This is a genomic window from Treponema berlinense (genome assembly GCF_052273165.1).
Taxonomy (GTDB): Bacteria; Spirochaetota; Spirochaetia; order Treponematales; family Treponemataceae; genus Treponema_D; species Treponema_D berlinense_A.
The window spans coordinates 20286-36386 of sequence record NZ_DAVZIU010000012.1 but is presented as its reverse complement, the minus strand read 5'-3'; the positions used below and the strand labels follow the sequence as shown (position 1 = coordinate 36386).

Genomic DNA, 16101 nt, shown 5'->3' with positions numbered 1-16101 from the left:
AAAAAAAGCCGGAAAATTTTCCGGCTTTTTTCAAACTGTCTGAATTTTTCAGATTTTGAAAGTAAAAAACTATTCAGCCTTTTCTTCTGCTGGAGATTCAGCAACTTCTGCAGGGGCTTCTTTTTTAGAAGAAACTTCCTGTGGCTTGTTGTCTGTAGTCTGTCCTTTTACAGAAATTTTTACTTCAGCGTTTGTAGATTCGTAAAGGTGAATCAAAGCTGTGTAGTGTCCTACGCTTTTAATTGTAACACCCTGAATTTCAATGCGTTTGCGTTCAATGTCGAAACCATTTTTGTTCAAGAAGTCAGCAACTGTCTGGCTTGTAACGGCACCGTAAAGTTTACCGTTTGCAGCTGCAGGAACTGTGAGGTCAACGAGTGTTGCTTCAAGCTTGTCTTTTGTGCTTGCAGCATCCTTTCTCTTAGCTTCTTTGCGAGCTTCAATTTCTGCTTTGCGTCCTTCGAAATATGCTACAGTGTCAGCATTGTATGGAACAGCGAACATGTGTGGGAAAAGGAAGTTGCGAGCATAACCGTTAGCAACATTTTTAACATCTCCCATTTCTCCGAGATGTTTTACGTCTTCATTAAGAATTACTTTCATTTTTCAAGCTCCTCTTGATATTAAAAAACGGCGTCACCAGGAGTTGGATCGTCGTTTTATTATTATTTATTATTCTGCAACGAATGGAAGCAGACAGATTGCACGAGCACGTTTGATTGCAAGAGCAACTTCGCGCTGGTGTTTAGCACAGGTTCCAGTAATGCGACGTGGAAGAATCTTACCGCGTTCAGTTGTAAAGCGTCTAAGACCATCTGCATCTTTGTAATCGATTTTTGCTTTATTAGCACAGAAACGGCAAACCTTCTTGCGGAAGAATTTTTTGCCTCTGCGAGCGCCTTTTTCTTCGCCTTCGCGACCGTCTGAAGCGCCCTGTGTATCTGTTACATTTACTTTCTGTTCAACTTCGTTAGTTGTTACTTCGTCTGACATATTAAGTCTCCTAAAAATTGATTTTAATGATTAAACATTAAAACGGGATATCTTCTGAATATCCGCCGCCATTTCCACCAAAGGAAGGACTTTCTGCAGGTGGCTGATAAGACTGCTGCTGTGCAAAACCATTATTTTGCTGGAATTTCGGAGTGTACCCCCCTGACGACTGAGCGCCGCCGTTATCCGATCTTCCGCCAAGAAGCATTACACTGTCAGCAACAATGCCTACCTTGCTGAATTTCTGACCGTCTTTTTCCCAACGATCCTGACGCAAATATCCTTCTACGGCAATCTGCTTGCCTTTTGTAAGATATGGCTTAAGGTTTTCTGCGGTTTTACCCCAGATTGTTACATCGAAAAAGTTTGCTTCATCAACCCACTGCTCACCCTGCTTTCGGCTACGGTTTACCGCAATGCTGATATTAGCACGCGCCTGACCATTTGGAGTATAAGCAAAATCACGTTGATCATTTCCCAAGTCACGAACAAGACGTCCAACAAGGACTACACGGTTAATATCTGTCATAAAAAGCCTCCAGGCTGTTATTTACAGTGTTTATTAGATGAAAATAATTTTTTAGTCTTCGATTTTTACAAAAAGCCACTTCAAGAGGTTCTGTGTCAATTTGAACTGACTTTCGATTTCTGTAATTTTTGCAGGATTTGCACTAACTGTAAAAAGAACGAAACGACCGCGTTTCTGTTTTTCGATAACATAAGTCAAGTCACGGTCACCGTAAGACTCTTCTTTGTCGATTTTTGCACCGAAATTTGCAAGCACTGAGCGAACTGCATCAGAAGCTGCCTTAAATTTGTCTTCTTCTGTAGAGAAAACAGTCATAAGTTCATACTTTCTCATCTTGTATGTTCTCCTTATGGTCAAATGGAAACTTCATACGAAGTCTCAAGGGGTTAGTAAAAATATATCTTTTTTTGGCAGTCTGGTCAATATGAAAAAAAAACATTGCAAAAATTCGTGGCCATTTTTGCTTCGCAAAAACCGAGCTTTCCAGGGCTACGGCATTCGCCTCCGACCAAAGGCAGGCCTTTGTTTTCGCTTCGCTCACCCTTTCAATCCCTTGTCCAAAATATTCATAAAACACAAAAAATCAAAAGCATAATAATTGACACGATAAAAAGTTTTTTGCATAATATAAAAATCATATCTTGATTATTGCCCGGGTGGCGGAATTGGCAGACGCGCTAGGTTCAGGTCCTAGTGAGAGCAATCTCATAGGGGTTCAAGTCCCCTCTCGGGCATTTTTTATAATCCGTTGTAAAAACAAAAAATCCTTATCTGTTTTTTTTCTTAAGCACTTATCTTTCGGTTTAGTTTTACAGTTCGAACTTATGTCCTTTTATGCTCATTACGAGCCCTATGCAAATCATTGCCGTCCAAAGGGACGAGCCTCCATAAGACAAAAAAAGCAGAGGAATTCCTGTGATCGGCATAATTCCCATTACCATTCCAACATTTACAATAAAATGAAAGAAAAACATTGCAAGAATTCCTGAAATTATAAAATATCCGAATTCATTATTTGTTGCCCGCATTATGTAAACCATTCGAATGAGAATGCCAAAATATAAAATAAAAACCGCCATGCAACCGACAAAACCAAATTCTTCTGCCAAAATGCTAAAAATAAAGTCCGTGCTCTGTTCTGGCAAAAAACGGTAATGGCTTTGTGTTCCGCGTAAAAATCCCTGACCGAATAAATTTCCTGAGCCAATCGCTATTTTTGACTGGATTATATTCCATCCAGCTCCTCTTGGGTCAGAGTCTGGATCTATAAAAACAATCAGTCTTTTTATCTGGTAATCTTTTAGAATCTTTCCCGCAACTTTTGAAAGTATCAGGGCTGCACAAAACATTCCTGCACAATACGCAATCCAGTAAAAATATTTATTTTCTGGAAAGAAAAATTTGCCTGTTACTCCAATCAGGCAGATTGCAAATGATGCAATAATAACTAGAAGACTTAATTTCCCATTTGTAAGGACGCTGATTAACTTGTAATTAATGTGGGCAATTTCAGTCTGATAAATCGGAAGAACTGTAAAAATTATTGTTAAAAGTCCGCCTGCAAATATAAGAAAAATATAGCGAAGCGGAAGTCCTGCGACAAAGCACATTAGTAAAAAAATCGGAATGTAAACCATTGCAGTTCCAAGGTCAGGCTGCAAAAGAATCAGTCCTGTTGGAAGAAGAAAAATTCCTAGGGAAACAAAAAATCTTTTTCTAGGCGATTCTGATTTTGAATTTGTAAGGTACAATGCCAAAAACATAATATAGACAACCTTGCAGAATTCGGAAGGTTGAATTCCAAACGAGGCAAAGCCAATCCAAGAGCGCGCACCGTTTACATACCGCCCAAAAATTCTTGTATAGATTAAAAGAAGCGCAAAACCGGCATAAAGATACGGTACATAGCGAATAATCCTTCTGTAATCAGTTATTGCTGTCAAAATCAAAAGAACAATCCCAATTCCAGCCCAGATAATCTGCTTTACATATTCTTTTGAAACTAAAAAGCCCTCAGAATTGACCGCAGATGAATAGATGAACATAATTCCAAGCGAAACTAAAAAAAGTACGCAGATAAAGAGAAAATAATCAAATATCTGAAAAAACTTTGCCTTCATACTATTATTCCTGTCTGTTCTTTGTCTTTACCAAATATCTAAAGCCTAAAGTATCGATTGCCTCGTCAAAAGTCTGATTTGCCAAAATCCCCTGAAAAATGATGTTCGTACAATACGGCGCCCACCATTCCCAGTCGTTTACTGCTTCGACAAGTACAGAAACAACATATTGTTCTTCAACAGGAGCATCGTAAGGACCGTAAGCCACCATCCATGAATGCCAGTGATTTTTTTGAGCGCCGTTGACTTCTGCAGTTCCTGTTTTTCCTGCAAGCTGAAAACGCCTGTTGTTCATAGGGTATTGCGCTGTTCCATCGGTAATCATATAGCGCATATCTTTTTGAACTTCTTTCCAAACTGCATTGTCAATATTCGATTCCCTCAAAATTTCAGGTTTTCTTATTTCGATTGTTTCGTTTGTAGACGGATCCCGCACTTCTTTTAAAAGATGAGGTTTATAAATTTTTCCTTCATTGCAAACCATTGCAACCATATTTGCCGCATGCATTGGAGAAACGAGAGTATATCCTTGCCCAATCGACATATTCATAGTATCTCCGTCTTTCCAGGTTTCATGATAACGGCGCTCTTTCCACTGGCTTGTCGGAACAAAGCCTGTAGATTGTGCTGGAAGGTCGATGCCCAAACTTTCTCCAAAACCAAATTCTTTTGAATATGAAGCGATCTTATCTACACCAAGATTGTCTCTTCCGACAATCCAAAAGTAAACATCGCAGGACTGGGCAAGCGCATTTTTTAAATCGAGGTAGCCGTGTCCTGGATATTTTATGTGGCAGGTAAAAGTTCTGTTTCCATGGACAATTCGACCTGGACACTCGATCTTTTTTTCTGGCGGAATTGCTTTTTCTGCCAGAATTGCAGTTGTCATTATTATTTTAAAAGTAGAAGCTGGAGGATAAACTGCATTTACAGCACGATTCAATAGAGGATTATTCGGACTTGTCGCAAGTTTTGCGTATTCGCTGGCGGCATCATCAGAATTAAAAAGGTTTTGGTCATAAAAAGGATAACTTACCATTGCCAAGACTTCTCCGTTTGAAGGTCTTAAAACAACAGCTGCACCTACTCTTTTTCCAAGTGCCTGTTCTGCAAGTTTTTGAATGCGAGAATCAATCGTCAAAACAAGGTTTTTTCCAGGTTCTGGAGGCTGAATTACCGGAATATCAGAAATAATATGTCCACGGGCATCTACAGTGCGACTTTCAAGACCAGCTTTTCCCTGGAGATAACGGTCATACTGCTTTTCAATTCCTGTTTTTCCAATAATCGAATTGGCCTTATAACCGTGATTATACATCACGTTGAATTCATCTTTTGTGATATCTCCGACATATCCGATTACGTGGCTTATAGAACCTGTTTCAACGTAGTTTCTCATTGGTTTTGAACGCCAACTTACTCCTGGAAGGTCTGTAATATTTTCTGCAATATTGGAAATCGTATTAAAAGGAACATTTACACGAATTTCAATCGCCTTGTAAGAATTTCTCATTCGTGCAGGAATTTTTTTATCAATATAGCTTTTTGGAATATCAAGGTATTTTGCGAGTTTTGAAACTACAGTGTCGTAATAACCAGATGGAATTTCAGCAGGGATAAGGTCAACTGCGAAAGAATCTGTGTTAATGACCAAAGGAAGAGAAGCGTTTCTGTCAAAAATTTCGCCACGTTGTGCAGGAATCGTCTTTATCTGGCTTGAAATAGTTCTTGAACGCTGTCTGTAAGCCTTTCCTTCAATAACCTGAAGACTAAAAAGTTTAACCGTATAAATAAAAAAAGTTAAAGCAAGTCCCAAAAGAAGAATGATGATGCGGAAATTTTTTTTTGAGGCAGCAAGACTTTTTTCATAGCTAGAAAACAAGTCGTTATTAAAATCATCCATTAACGAACCTTCTCTAAATCAAGGAGAATTCCATTTTTGAAAATATTTAAAAACTTAAAAACAAAAGGAGCCAAAATTGAATTAAAAAGGAGTTCAAATCCAAATGAAATAGAAAAAATGTTGTAACTGACGTTAATGTTCGGATAAAAAACAGCGATTAACCATAAGACAAACGCTTTAAACAACGTAGAAAAGGCACCGAGGATAAAGGGGAAAAACATTCCGTTTATATTCAAAGTTTTGCTGAAAAGTCCTGCAATATAGCCAAAAATTGTGCGTAACAGACAGTTATAGCCAAAAGGAACGGCGCAGAAAAAATCAAGAAAAAGACCGCTTGCAAAACCTGAGCATGAGCCAAAAAGACGTCCATTGTTCAGGCTAAAATAAAGGGAGCAAAGCAAAATAAAATCAGGAACTGCCGGCAAAATTAAAATATTTGAAAGCACTGCGCTTTCAAGCAGGGCGAATCCTAGGAAAAAAAGACAGGCAAAAGCAAACGATTTCATTTACTGGCGCCTCCCTTCCAGAAGCGGATTTGGTTCTTTTAAATCTGTCACAATGACAGTTTCAAGACGTGCAAAATCAACAACAGGAGTAATTTCTATATTAAGAGACGAATCGTATTCAACTACCATAATATTTGTAATCGTGCCGACAGGAATATCCGCAACATAATTATCAGTTTCGCCAGAAGTAACTACAATATCACCAAAATTAAGTTCAGAAAGAACCCGCTTTTTTATATATTTCATTTGTAGTGGAGAATTTGCATTTCCGCTTCCGCTTACCAATCCAATATCACGCGTATTTTGAATTCTTGAAGAAACAACACATTTTGAATCATAAACTGGCATTACAAGGCTTGTTTCCAAGCCAACGGTAACAATTTTTCCGACAAGACCAGTCGTTCCGTTCTGAACCGCAATAACCGACATTCCTTTTTTTATGCCACTGCGACTTCCCTTGTTTATTGTAATTCCCGAATAGATATTGTCCGGATTTCGTCCGATTATCTGAGCTGGAAAATTTTTCTGCTCTATGTGAGTAGCAAACTGAAGCTGTTCTCTCAGACGCTCATTTTCTTTTCGAATTTCAGTATTATTTCTCTGCAAAAATTCATAATTTTTAAGTTTTTCTTTTAATTCCTGATTTTCTGCTTTTAGGCTTTTGAGTTCTGCAACCGCCGTAAAAACTCCCGTCACGCCATCACAAACCGAGTAAACTGCTTTTTGTAGCGAAGTTACCACAGAAAAACCAACTCTCTGAAAATTGATTACAAAACCACCTCCACTAAAAGCAAGCGCTAGTCCAGACAGAAAGAGAAGAATTAGGAATACGAATTCTGCAAAACTAAAAGAAAATGAACGCCGTGTCATTTTTACTTAGTCGTTAATATCGCTGTAAACCATGCGACCACTTGATACATCGCTAAATACATCAAATGCCTGACCTGCGCCCTGAGCAACACATTCAAGAGGCTTTTCAACAAGAATTACAGGAACTCCTGTTTCTTTTGAAATAAGTTTTGAAAGACCTTTGAGCATACTTCCACCACCAGTCATTACGATTCCGCGTTCAATAATATCGGCTGCAAGTTCTGGAGGAGTTTTTCCCAAAGTGCGTTTTACTTCATCTACAACTTTTTTTACAGGTTCTTTTAGGGCCTCGCGAATCTCAAGAGAGTCGATTTCAAGAAGGCGTGGAAGATGTGTGATTGCATCTGTTCCGCGAACCTGCATTTTTTCGTTTGTGGTGCCGTCAGTTTCTGCGTTTCCAATTTGAATTTTGATTTTTTCGGCTGTCTGCTGTCCAATGTTTAAATTTGAAACCTGAAGAATGTGCTTTACAATAGCCTCATCAAATTTATCTCCACCGACACGAATTGAACTTGTTACAACCATGCCACCTAAAGAAATTACAGAGACTTCTGTTGTTCCGCCACCAATATCGCAAACCATATGTCCTGCAGGTTCATCAATAGGAATTTTTGCGCCGATTGCAGCGGCAAGAGATTCTTCAATTACATCAACTTCTTTGGCGCCAGCTTTAAGGGCCGCTTCGATTACAGCACGGCGCTCAACCTGAGTAATACAAGAAGGAATTCCGATTTTCATACGAGTTGATTTGAATAACTGATGGCGAGGAACAACTTTTGCAACAAAATAACGGATCATTTTTTCAGCGCTGTCAATATCAGCAATTACACCGTCTGCAAGTGGTCTGATTGCAATGATGTTTTTTGGAGTTTTCCAGAGCATGCGTTTAGCCTCAGCGCCAACTGCAACAACCCGCTTAGTTCCTTTTTCTACTGCAATAACCGAAGGTTCATCAACTACAATCCCCTTACCACGTACATAAATCAGCGTGTTACAAGTTCCAAGGTCAATACCAACATCTGTTGAAAAACGGTCAAAAAAACCCATTTTATTCCTCCCAGCCCCATTTTTTATATTTATGAGCGTCTAAAAATTTTTAAGACGACTTATTTGTATTCAGCTAGTTTTTTTAATGATTCAGGATGATTAACCTGTACTTTCAAGGCTTTTCGCCAATAAGAACGAGCTTTTATAATATCACCCATATTCTCATATATTACACCAAGACCGCAAAGAGCGTCAGCAGAATTTTCATTTTTTTTGAGAATTGAATCAAATTCTTTCTTGGCTTCGGCAAGTTTCCTTTGTTCTGTGTAGATTTTTCCAAGCAAAAGATGAGCCTTATCTGTTATTTTCTCTTCTTTGCATTCCTTTGAAATTCTAAACAAATACTGCTCTGCCGCCGCAGTCTGTCCTGCATTATAATACTGTTCTGCAATTGAAAGAAGAAGCAAATCGCTTTCCCGAGTTAAAAGCGCTTGAGTAAAAGCAGAAATGCTTTCCATCGTCATTCCAAGAGAAGCATAGCTTAAGCCCAGGTATTCAGGAATATCATCTGCCAAATAACCGTCTTTCAGGGCGCGGTTTAAATATAGAATTGCAAGGTCGGCATAGTAATGGTAGTTTGATGCAGAATCTTTATAAAAATAAGCCTTTCCGAGCATATATTCAAGCTGCGGAACAAGCGAAGATTTTGCGTCCTGAAGGGCAAGTCGTAAACTGATTATCGACTCGTCGAGAAAAGTCTGAGTTTCTGAAGGTTCAACTGCCGCAACGGCAAGATAAAACGCAGAATATCCGCGGTACGTCAAAGCTCTGTTGTTAAAGGCGTTGTCCCTTAGAATCGTACCGCTTATATCATAAACTTTTTGATAGTTAAAATTTTTCCACTCTTTTGATAAATGAGTGATTGAATTTCCTTTATACACGTGAATATCAATTAAACGGCAGATAAAAAAAGTAACGGCAGATAAAAAAAACACGCTGCAAAATAAAATAATGCTGTTGCGAAGCACATGGCTTTTTCTTTTTACTGTTCCACCTGGCAAAATATTGAATTTCATTTTCCCACCGCTACACTTTTAAAATAAAAAAACAGAAAAGAAAATAAGCCGGGTTCTGTCCTGTCTGGCAAAATTAAAAATCTTACCAGACGCATAACCATCTATCCGAAACTTTTGTTGCCAAAAGTCTTTAGCAGTCTACCCGTGGCTTAAAGGCCGGAAACCAAAACCACTGCTTGACTTTGCTCCAAATGAGGTTTGTCCTGCCATAAATGTTGCCATTTATGCGGTGAGCTCTTACCTCACCTTTGCACCCTTACCTTTATAAAGGCGGTTTATTTTCTGTGACACTTTCTGTCGGAAAACGGGTTATACATAAAAATGCAACTACCGTTTTCCGCCCTGTTATTACCAGGCATTTTTTCCGGTGGAGCCCAGACTTTCCTCACCCGCAAAATTTATCATTAAAAATTGTGGGCACGATTATTTCTTTTCTGTATAATTTTTTAACATTTATTAGTCGTCAAAAGAAATTGATTTTTCATCTCCATCATCGAGAGAATCATCATCAGTTCCGTCTGATTCTTCGTCATATTCATCGCTGAATTCATCATCAAAATCAGCAAGGGTTCCTGTTTCGTCCATTGAAAGAAAGTCTTCTGCTTCTTCGCCTTCTGCAACTTCCTGATAGAAAAGGATACGGCTGCAATATGGACAGAAAAGAATTTTTTCGCCTTCGTGAACTTCGTTGGCAAACTGTGCTGGAAGAATCATGTGACAACCTGTGCAGACACCGTTCTTTACGGCAACGATTCCTTCGCGGTTACGCTGGATAATTCTCTGAAATTTATAGACAATCTCGCTATCCAATCCTGGAGTGATTTCATTTTCCTGAGCCTCAAGCTCCTTTATCTGATTCTGATATGACTGAACTTCACTTTCCAGGGCGGCCTTATTTGAATTAAGTTCAGTTTCCTGAGCTTTAATCATTTCTTCGTCCATTCGAAGTTTTTCGTTAAGTTCTTCACGCTCTTTATCTTTTTTCTGCAGTTCACTACGGATTCCAGATTCTTTTGCAGATGCCTCGTTGATCTGTTTTTCAAGTGCTTCATATTCGCGGTGAGTAGAAATGCTGTCCATTCCTTTTTCACCTGCTTCACGAGATTTTTCTGCTTCTTCAAGTTCAAGCTGGAGTTGACTTGCTTCAGCCTTTACTTTCTCGTAAACTGCGCTTGTTTCCAGGAATTCTTTTCTTAAACGAACGAGAAGTTCATCCTGTGTAAAAAGCTGTTTTGGAGAATCTTCAATTTTAGCCATAAGACTGTATTTTTCTGCAAGAACATCCTGCAAAGCCTTAAGCTTATCAAAAACTTCTGTCATTGCCATTTAATATCCCCTAGGTAAGTATTCGGAAAATTATATAAAATTAACTTTTTTTTGTCTATCAATCGTTGTTTACGATTCGATGTAATCACGAAGACCACTGGCGCGGCGCGGATGACGGAGTCTGCGGAGAGCCTTTGCTTCAATCTGACGGATTCGTTCACGAGTTACGTTAAAGTAAAGTCCTACTTCTTCCAAAGTCAAACTGTAACCGTCGTCAAGTCCAAATCTCATTTTAAGAACTTCCTGTTCCCGTTCAGGCAATGAAGAAAGAACTTCGTGCAACTGATTCTGAAGCATCTTGTACGCAGTCTGATTTGCAGGATTTTCAACTTCCTTATCTTCGATAAAATCTCCGAGCTGGCTGTCTTCTTCTTCGCCGATTGGCGTTTCGAGAGAAATCGGTTCTCTTGCAACATTTTTAACCTGCTTTACACGTGCGACAGGCCAGCCAAGCTGCTGCGCAATTTCTTCATCGTTTGGCTCACGTCCCAGTTTTTGCATAAGCTGGCGACTTTCGCGGACAACTTTATTTATCTGCTCAATCATGTGGACTGGAACACGGATTGTTCTCGCCTGATCAGAAATTGAACGTGTAATCGCCTGACGGATCCACCATGTTGCGTAAGTTGAAAATTTGTAACCTTTGCGATATTCAAATTTTTCAACAGCCTTGATAAGACCGATATTTCCTTCCTGAACAAGGTCAAAAAACTGCAATCCGCGGTTTGTATATTTTTTTGCAATAGAAACAACAAGACGGAGGTTTGCATTGATGAGTTTGTTTTTTGCTTTTTCCATCATGCGTTTTCCGCGGTTGATTTCCTTTGCTTTTGTAAGAATTTCTTCTACACTGTTTTCAAAATCGTATTCCATGCGACGAAGTTTTCTGTCAATTTTCTGAATCTGCGTGTAAACATCGCGAATCTCGTCGCTAGACATTCCAAGTTCTTTTTCGAGTTTTAATGCTTCTGAATGAATTGCAAGTTTGCGACCAAGGCTACGAAGTTCTGAAGGGCTTGAAATTCTCAGTTCCTTCATTTTCTTTTCCTGGTTGTGGCGATAATCTTCAATTTTTTCAGTTGCTTCTTCAAATTTTCCGCTGAATTTTTCAATTTCTTCAGATTGAATTTCGATTTTTTTGAGTTCTGGCAAAATTTTTGCACTCAATTCAACAAGCTGAGAATTATCAAAAATATCTGCCGACTGCTCTGCTTCGAAAAGTGTTTTTTTCAAAGCCATATACTGTTTCATTTCTGGCAAAATCGGTTTTATCCATTCTGAATAGCAAGACTTTAAGCGACGTTTTTCCGCCATTTCTTCGTTGATTTCTTTTCTTGCTTTTCCCGGCTCATGCGGATCAATTCTAGTAAAAGCCTTCTGGGCAACGACAAAAAACTCAGGGATCATCATTCCAGAATCTTTTATAACACCTTTTATGATGTTTTCGCCGTCTTCCATTTCTTTTGAATATTTTACTTCCTCTTCTGCAGTAAGAAGTTTTTCTTTGCCGATTTCGCGCAGATAAAGGCGAATCGGGTCGTCAACGCTAGAATCTTTATCTCCGTTTACAATATGAGCTTCGTCGTCAGATTCTTCACCTTCTCCGTCTTCATCAAGACTTTCATCATCGTCTTCATCTTCATCGAGGTTGTCTTCTTCCATAACCTGAATATTATTCTGGGTTAAAAGCTGAAGAACATTTTCCATTTTTGGAGAATTAACAAAGTCCTGGCCGAGAATCTCGTTGATTTCGTCCCAAGAAATTATCTGTTTATCTTTCGCATATTCAAGGAGTTTTACAACTACGGGATCGAGTTCCTGATCCATTTTTCGCCTCTTTTTTTTTAGTTGAATTTATATTCTAATTTTTTTTAGAACAAACAAGCCTGTCAATATTCATTTTTTCTTTCATTAAAGAATTAAATTCCTGAATCTGTTCAGGTGTAGAAGGATTTTTTAGAGTTTTTAAGCGCTCGATTATATAATCCATCTGCCGTTTTAAATTTTTTCCTTTAATTATTTCAATTCCGTCTCTGATAATTTTTTCCGTATTTTGAGAATATTCTCCGGACATTACACCTTCGGTAATCAGTCGCGTTAATTTCGGATCTTTACAGTGTTCGCAAATTGAACTGAAAGAAAGGTTTTTCTGCTGGTAACAATCCTCCAGAATAATGAATAACTGTTTAGCTTCAGATGATTCAAAGACATCTTCGTTTATTTCCCGCCGCATCAGTTCAAACTGATTAGTGTCGGCGATTACTGCAAGCAAAACCCTTAATTCCATTCCTTTCTGGATGTTTTCTTCGGTTTCGCTGTTTTGTAAATCTGTCCGTTTTTCTAAACGGCTGCGGGCACTTTCCCGATTATTGTAATCTCTGAGAACAGCCTGACTTGACAGGTTTAGTTTTTGACAAAGCTGCTCCAAGCTAGTTTCTTTCTGAATGTCAGTTTGAAGAGAATCTACATACTGAAAAAAAGCCATCGAAATTCGCGCTTTTCCGTCAGGCGTATCAGCCGGATATTCATTCATCAAAGATTCAAACAGATAGTCAGAATCTAATATAGCGTTATTGACGTCCATCGTCAAGGTTTCTGCACCGTATTTGAGTAAAATTTCTGAAGGATCTTTTCCACCAGTCAGTTTTATTACTTTTACGGCAACTCCAGCCTTTCTGCAAGCAAGAATTGCTTTTCTTGTGGCGCTCTGCCCAGCTCCGTCGGAGTCAAACGAAAGGTAGACCGTAGAAACGCCATTTTCACGGCTGTAAGCATATCGCTTTAATTTTTGAATATGCTCTTCTGTAAAAGAAGTTCCGCAGGAAGCGACGGCATTCGTTATTCCTGCCTGATGGTATGCGATGCAGTCCATGGGACCTTCGCAGATTATCGCAAAGCCTTTTTCACCCATTGAGCGTTTTGCAAGGTTTAAGGCAAAAAGAGTATGCTTTTTTGAATAGATTACAGTTTCCGGCGAATTTATGTATTTCCGCTGGGATTCATCTGCTGGAGGAATTACGCGTCCGCTTAAAGCTACGCACTCTCCGCGTTCATCAAAAATTGGAATCATAAAACGGTCGGAAAAAAGACACATATCCTGGTAATTTTTAGAAAAAAGCCCTGACGAAGAAAGGAGTTCTTCGCTGAAATTTTTTGAATGAAGAAATTTTTTCAGCCAATAACGATCGGCAGGAGCATAGCCAAATTTAAATTTTTCGATTACGTCGTCTGTAATTCCACGTTTTTTTATATACGAAAGCGCCTTTTTGCCGGAATCGGTCTGAGTAAGAAGATAGTTAAAAGTTCCTGCAAGTCTGTTGTAAAGGGATTTTAAGTCGTCTTTTGTGTGGTCAACCTTATATTCTGGATTTCCCTTTTCTGAATATTGAAGCGAAACCCCGAATTTTTTTGCCAGAAGTTCGACTGCTTCTGGAAATGAGATTTTTTCAATTTCCTGGATAAATTTTATTGCCGAAGGTCCGCCGGCATGGCATCCAAAACAGTAATACGCATTTTTTTCAGGAATCACATGAAACGAAGCTGTTTTTTCTCCATGAAAAGGACAGCATCCCCAAAAATCCGAGCCCCGTTTATCAAGTTTTACATATTCTCCAACTACAGAAACAATATCTGCCGCCCTTTTTACAGCTTCAATTGATTCTTGAGTAATAAATCCTGCCATTATTTAGATGATGCCGCCTTTTTTGTTTTAAATTGAATTCCTGCTTTTGAATGAGAGCTGAAGCTTTTTGAGAAAGTATGGGTTCCGTTCATCTCGTCATTAAGCGTGAAATAATAATAATCGGTTTTTGGAGGATTTGCAGCGGCTTTTAAAGCGACAATTCCTGGATTGGAAATCGGAGATGGCGGAAGTCCTGCCCATTTGTAAGTGTTGTAAGGTGAATCAATCTTTAAATCGTCGTAAGTGATTACATCTGGATGTGGCCTTCCAAGAATTTCTGTGATTATATATTCAATCGTTGCGCAGGAATAAAGGCCGATATTCTGTTCAATTCTGTTTTTAAAAACAGAGGCAATCAAAGGCGCTTCTCTTGCGACGCGGTATTCACGCTCAACGACAGAAGCAAGGACAATCGCGCTGTAATATTCTGAAACGCTTTTTCCTGAAAATTCTGGAATAGATTCAATTTTTTTGAAAAAATTATTTACCATCATTTCAATGACTTCTTCAGCCTTCATTCCTGGTGTAAAAAAATATGTGTCTGGAAAGAGAAAGCCTTCCAGGTTTGCGGCAGGAATTTGATATTTTTTTAAAAGCGAATAATTTCTAGAGGCAAGCATAAAGTCCTGTTTTTTGCAGACTCCTTCTTCATCAAGAATTTCTGCGATTTTGGAAACAGTCAGCCCCTCTGGCAAAACCGTTTTTATGTATTCCTGATGGCCAGATTCAAGTTCGGAAAGAATCTGAGAAACTGTCATATTCGGACTCAATTCGTAAACTCCAGATTTTAAAAGATACGGAGTTTTTCGTCCAAAAACGAACGGAAATTTTGAAGAGACATAAAAAAGGTTTTCAGAACGAATAAGCTCTGATTTTTTTAAGATGGAAGCAATTCTTCTTGTGCTTGTTCCAGAAGGAATTTCAACGCGAATTTTTTCAGACTTTCTTGAAATTGACACGGGAACATAAAGTTCTGTAAGAAGAAAAGTTAAGACAAAAAGAAAAACAGCAAAAACAGAAGCAATTGCGCAACGAGCGAATGTTTTTTTATTCATAATCACTCCAACAAAAAATCAGTCTTCGGTGCTAAAAAATTTTTCAACTTCGTCAATCGACATAAGGCTGTAAATATACAACTCAACTTTTCTGGAAAAATTTTCAAGTCCGGATGGAATTTGCGACTGATTTTTTCTCAAAAACCTGGCAAGAAGTTTTATTTCCCTGCCACTAAAATTATATTCAAATGAACTGGAATTTTCAGGAGGAATTTTATTTTCAGAATTATTTTCTGATAAAGACATTTTATTTTCCTGCGCAAGGGCAAAAACACAATAAAAAAGCCTTAAGATTTAACTTAAGGCTCAAGATATTGGGGAGTGAAGGATTCGAACCTACGAAGCACTAGGCAGCAGATTTACAGTCTGTCCCCTTTGACCACTCGGGAAACTCCCCTTTAACGAAAAAAGCTGCCTGAAGGACTCGGACCCTCGACCCCGAGATTACAAATCACGTGCTCTACCAACTGAGCTAAGGCAGCATTTTGTTTTTTTTTGTTTCGCTTGAGTTACTTAGTTACCCCCGCGATGTGTTTATATATTAGCAAACTGAAAAAAAACTGTCAATAGTCTTTTTATATTTTTTTTAAAAGTTTTTAAACTTTTTTCAATTTTTTTTTGAAAAGTCTGGACGGAGCTTTTCTCCGCCGTTTATATAAACAGGTTTTACCTTTGAATTTGAAGCAAGATAGGCAGTAACGAGGATGCGAATCATTTTTTCAGGGCTGTCTTCAATTTCTGGTTCCTGGCTACAAAATAAAGGTACATTAGAAACGTCAATGCCACAGTTTCCTCCTCGCCTTAATGCCGCAGCAGGATTCATTGCTGTTAAATCGTTTGTCGAAGTAAATTGGATAGAAACAATATTTTCTGGCAGAACCTTATTTTTTGAGAAAAGTTCTGAACACATTTCAACAACATTTTTTGCAATTGATTCTTTAGTATTTTCGCAACCAGTCGCGCCGCGAATTCCAAAAAGCTTTAATTTCTGGTTAAAAAACAAATTCATTTTAAATTTCCTTTAGCAGATAAAACAAACTCTGTTACGGTAGTT

16 protein-coding genes, 3 tRNA genes and 1 other RNA gene are annotated in these 16101 nt (G+C 38.5%); 1 reads left to right on the top strand and 19 read right to left on the bottom strand.

Going from position 1 to position 16101, the window contains the following annotated elements; all coding sequences use genetic code 11:
* Nucleotides 1-69 precede the first annotated feature (69 nt).
* The 4 genes from rplI to rpsF all read right to left on the bottom strand — a co-directional run bounded on the left by rplI (nt 70) and on the right by rpsF (nt 1855).
* Nucleotides 70-603 carry a 50S ribosomal protein L9 gene (gene rplI, locus ACT6XC_RS05700; protein ID WP_443741114.1) on the bottom strand — a complete coding sequence of 178 codons (534 nt, stop codon included), beginning with the start codon at nt 601-603 and terminating at the stop codon, nt 70-72.
* Nucleotides 604-672: 69 nt separating this feature from the next.
* Entirely contained in the window at nt 673-993 is a 321-nt protein-coding gene (rpsR, locus tag ACT6XC_RS05695) for a 30S ribosomal protein S18 (protein ID WP_443737271.1), read from the bottom strand.
* 37 nt (nt 994-1030) lie between these two features.
* Nucleotides 1031-1522: a single-stranded DNA-binding protein gene (locus tag ACT6XC_RS05690; RefSeq protein WP_443741113.1), complete on the bottom strand. Its 492-nt coding sequence runs from the start codon at nt 1520-1522 to the stop codon at nt 1031-1033.
* A 51-nt stretch (nt 1523-1573) separates the two neighbouring features.
* Nucleotides 1574-1855, bottom strand: a complete 282-nt coding sequence (rpsF, locus tag ACT6XC_RS05685) for a 30S ribosomal protein S6 (RefSeq protein ID WP_078930090.1) — start codon at nt 1853-1855, stop codon at nt 1574-1576.
* Nucleotides 1856-2172: 317 nt separating this feature from the next.
* Here rpsF and ACT6XC_RS05680 point away from each other — a divergent pair.
* Nucleotides 2173-2256 (top strand) — tRNA-Leu (locus tag ACT6XC_RS05680).
* A gap of 75 nt (nt 2257-2331) precedes the next feature.
* Here the strand turns inward: ACT6XC_RS05680 and rodA are convergent.
* From rodA to aroH, 15 genes are all read right to left on the bottom strand, one after another.
* Complete coding sequence (gene rodA, locus ACT6XC_RS05675; RefSeq protein ID WP_443737269.1) at nt 2332-3642, bottom strand: rod shape-determining protein RodA; 1311 nt, start codon at nt 3640-3642, stop codon at nt 2332-2334.
* Nucleotides 3643-3646: 4 nt separating this feature from the next.
* On the bottom strand, nt 3647-5545 hold the full coding sequence (gene mrdA, locus ACT6XC_RS05670; protein ID WP_443741112.1) for a penicillin-binding protein 2: 1899 nt from the start codon (nt 5543-5545) through the stop codon (nt 3647-3649).
* Complete coding sequence (mreD, locus tag ACT6XC_RS05665; protein WP_443741111.1) at nt 5545-6051, bottom strand: rod shape-determining protein MreD; 507 nt, start codon at nt 6049-6051, stop codon at nt 5545-5547. The genes mrdA and mreD overlap by 1 nt, the downstream gene beginning before the upstream one ends.
* Nucleotides 6052-6921, bottom strand: coding sequence for a rod shape-determining protein MreC (mreC, locus tag ACT6XC_RS05660; RefSeq protein WP_443737266.1), 870 nt, complete (start codon nt 6919-6921; stop codon nt 6052-6054).
* 6 nt (nt 6922-6927) lie between these two features.
* Complete coding sequence (locus tag ACT6XC_RS05655) at nt 6928-7968, bottom strand: rod shape-determining protein (protein ID WP_288516548.1); 1041 nt, start codon at nt 7966-7968, stop codon at nt 6928-6930.
* 59 nt (nt 7969-8027) lie between these two features.
* The gene (locus tag ACT6XC_RS05650) at nt 8028-8984 is read right to left on the bottom strand and encodes a tetratricopeptide repeat protein (protein WP_443741110.1); all 957 of its coding nucleotides are present in this window, start codon (nt 8982-8984) and stop codon (nt 8028-8030) included.
* A 28-nt stretch (nt 8985-9012) separates the two neighbouring features.
* Nucleotides 9013-9421, bottom strand: an RNA gene (rnpB, locus tag ACT6XC_RS05645) — RNase P RNA component class A.
* Between the two features lie 19 nt (nt 9422-9440).
* On the bottom strand, nt 9441-10310 hold the full coding sequence (locus tag ACT6XC_RS05640) for a zinc ribbon domain-containing protein (protein ID WP_288516552.1): 870 nt from the start codon (nt 10308-10310) through the stop codon (nt 9441-9443).
* Nucleotides 10311-10379: 69 nt separating this feature from the next.
* Nucleotides 10380-12137, bottom strand: coding sequence for an RNA polymerase sigma factor RpoD (rpoD, locus tag ACT6XC_RS05635; protein ID WP_443741109.1), 1758 nt, complete (start codon nt 12135-12137; stop codon nt 10380-10382).
* Nucleotides 12138-12171: 34 nt separating this feature from the next.
* The gene (gene dnaG, locus ACT6XC_RS05630; RefSeq protein ID WP_443741108.1) at nt 12172-13992 is read right to left on the bottom strand and encodes a DNA primase; all 1821 of its coding nucleotides are present in this window, start codon (nt 13990-13992) and stop codon (nt 12172-12174) included.
* A complete protein-coding gene (gene mltG, locus ACT6XC_RS05625) occupies nt 13992-15047 on the bottom strand; it encodes an endolytic transglycosylase MltG (RefSeq protein WP_443741107.1) in 1056 nt (351 codons plus the stop codon). The genes dnaG and mltG overlap by 1 nt, the downstream gene beginning before the upstream one ends.
* A gap of 18 nt (nt 15048-15065) precedes the next feature.
* Nucleotides 15066-15293, bottom strand: coding sequence for a hypothetical protein (locus ACT6XC_RS05620; protein ID WP_443737261.1), 228 nt, complete (start codon nt 15291-15293; stop codon nt 15066-15068).
* A 69-nt stretch (nt 15294-15362) separates the two neighbouring features.
* Nucleotides 15363-15444 (bottom strand) — tRNA-Tyr (locus tag ACT6XC_RS05615).
* A 12-nt stretch (nt 15445-15456) separates the two neighbouring features.
* A tRNA-Thr gene (locus tag ACT6XC_RS05610) sits at nt 15457-15529 on the bottom strand.
* Nucleotides 15530-15654: 125 nt separating this feature from the next.
* Nucleotides 15655-16056 carry a chorismate mutase gene (aroH, locus tag ACT6XC_RS05605; RefSeq protein WP_443741106.1) on the bottom strand — a complete coding sequence of 134 codons (402 nt, stop codon included), beginning with the start codon at nt 16054-16056 and terminating at the stop codon, nt 15655-15657.
* Nucleotides 16057-16101: the final 45 nt, after the last annotated feature.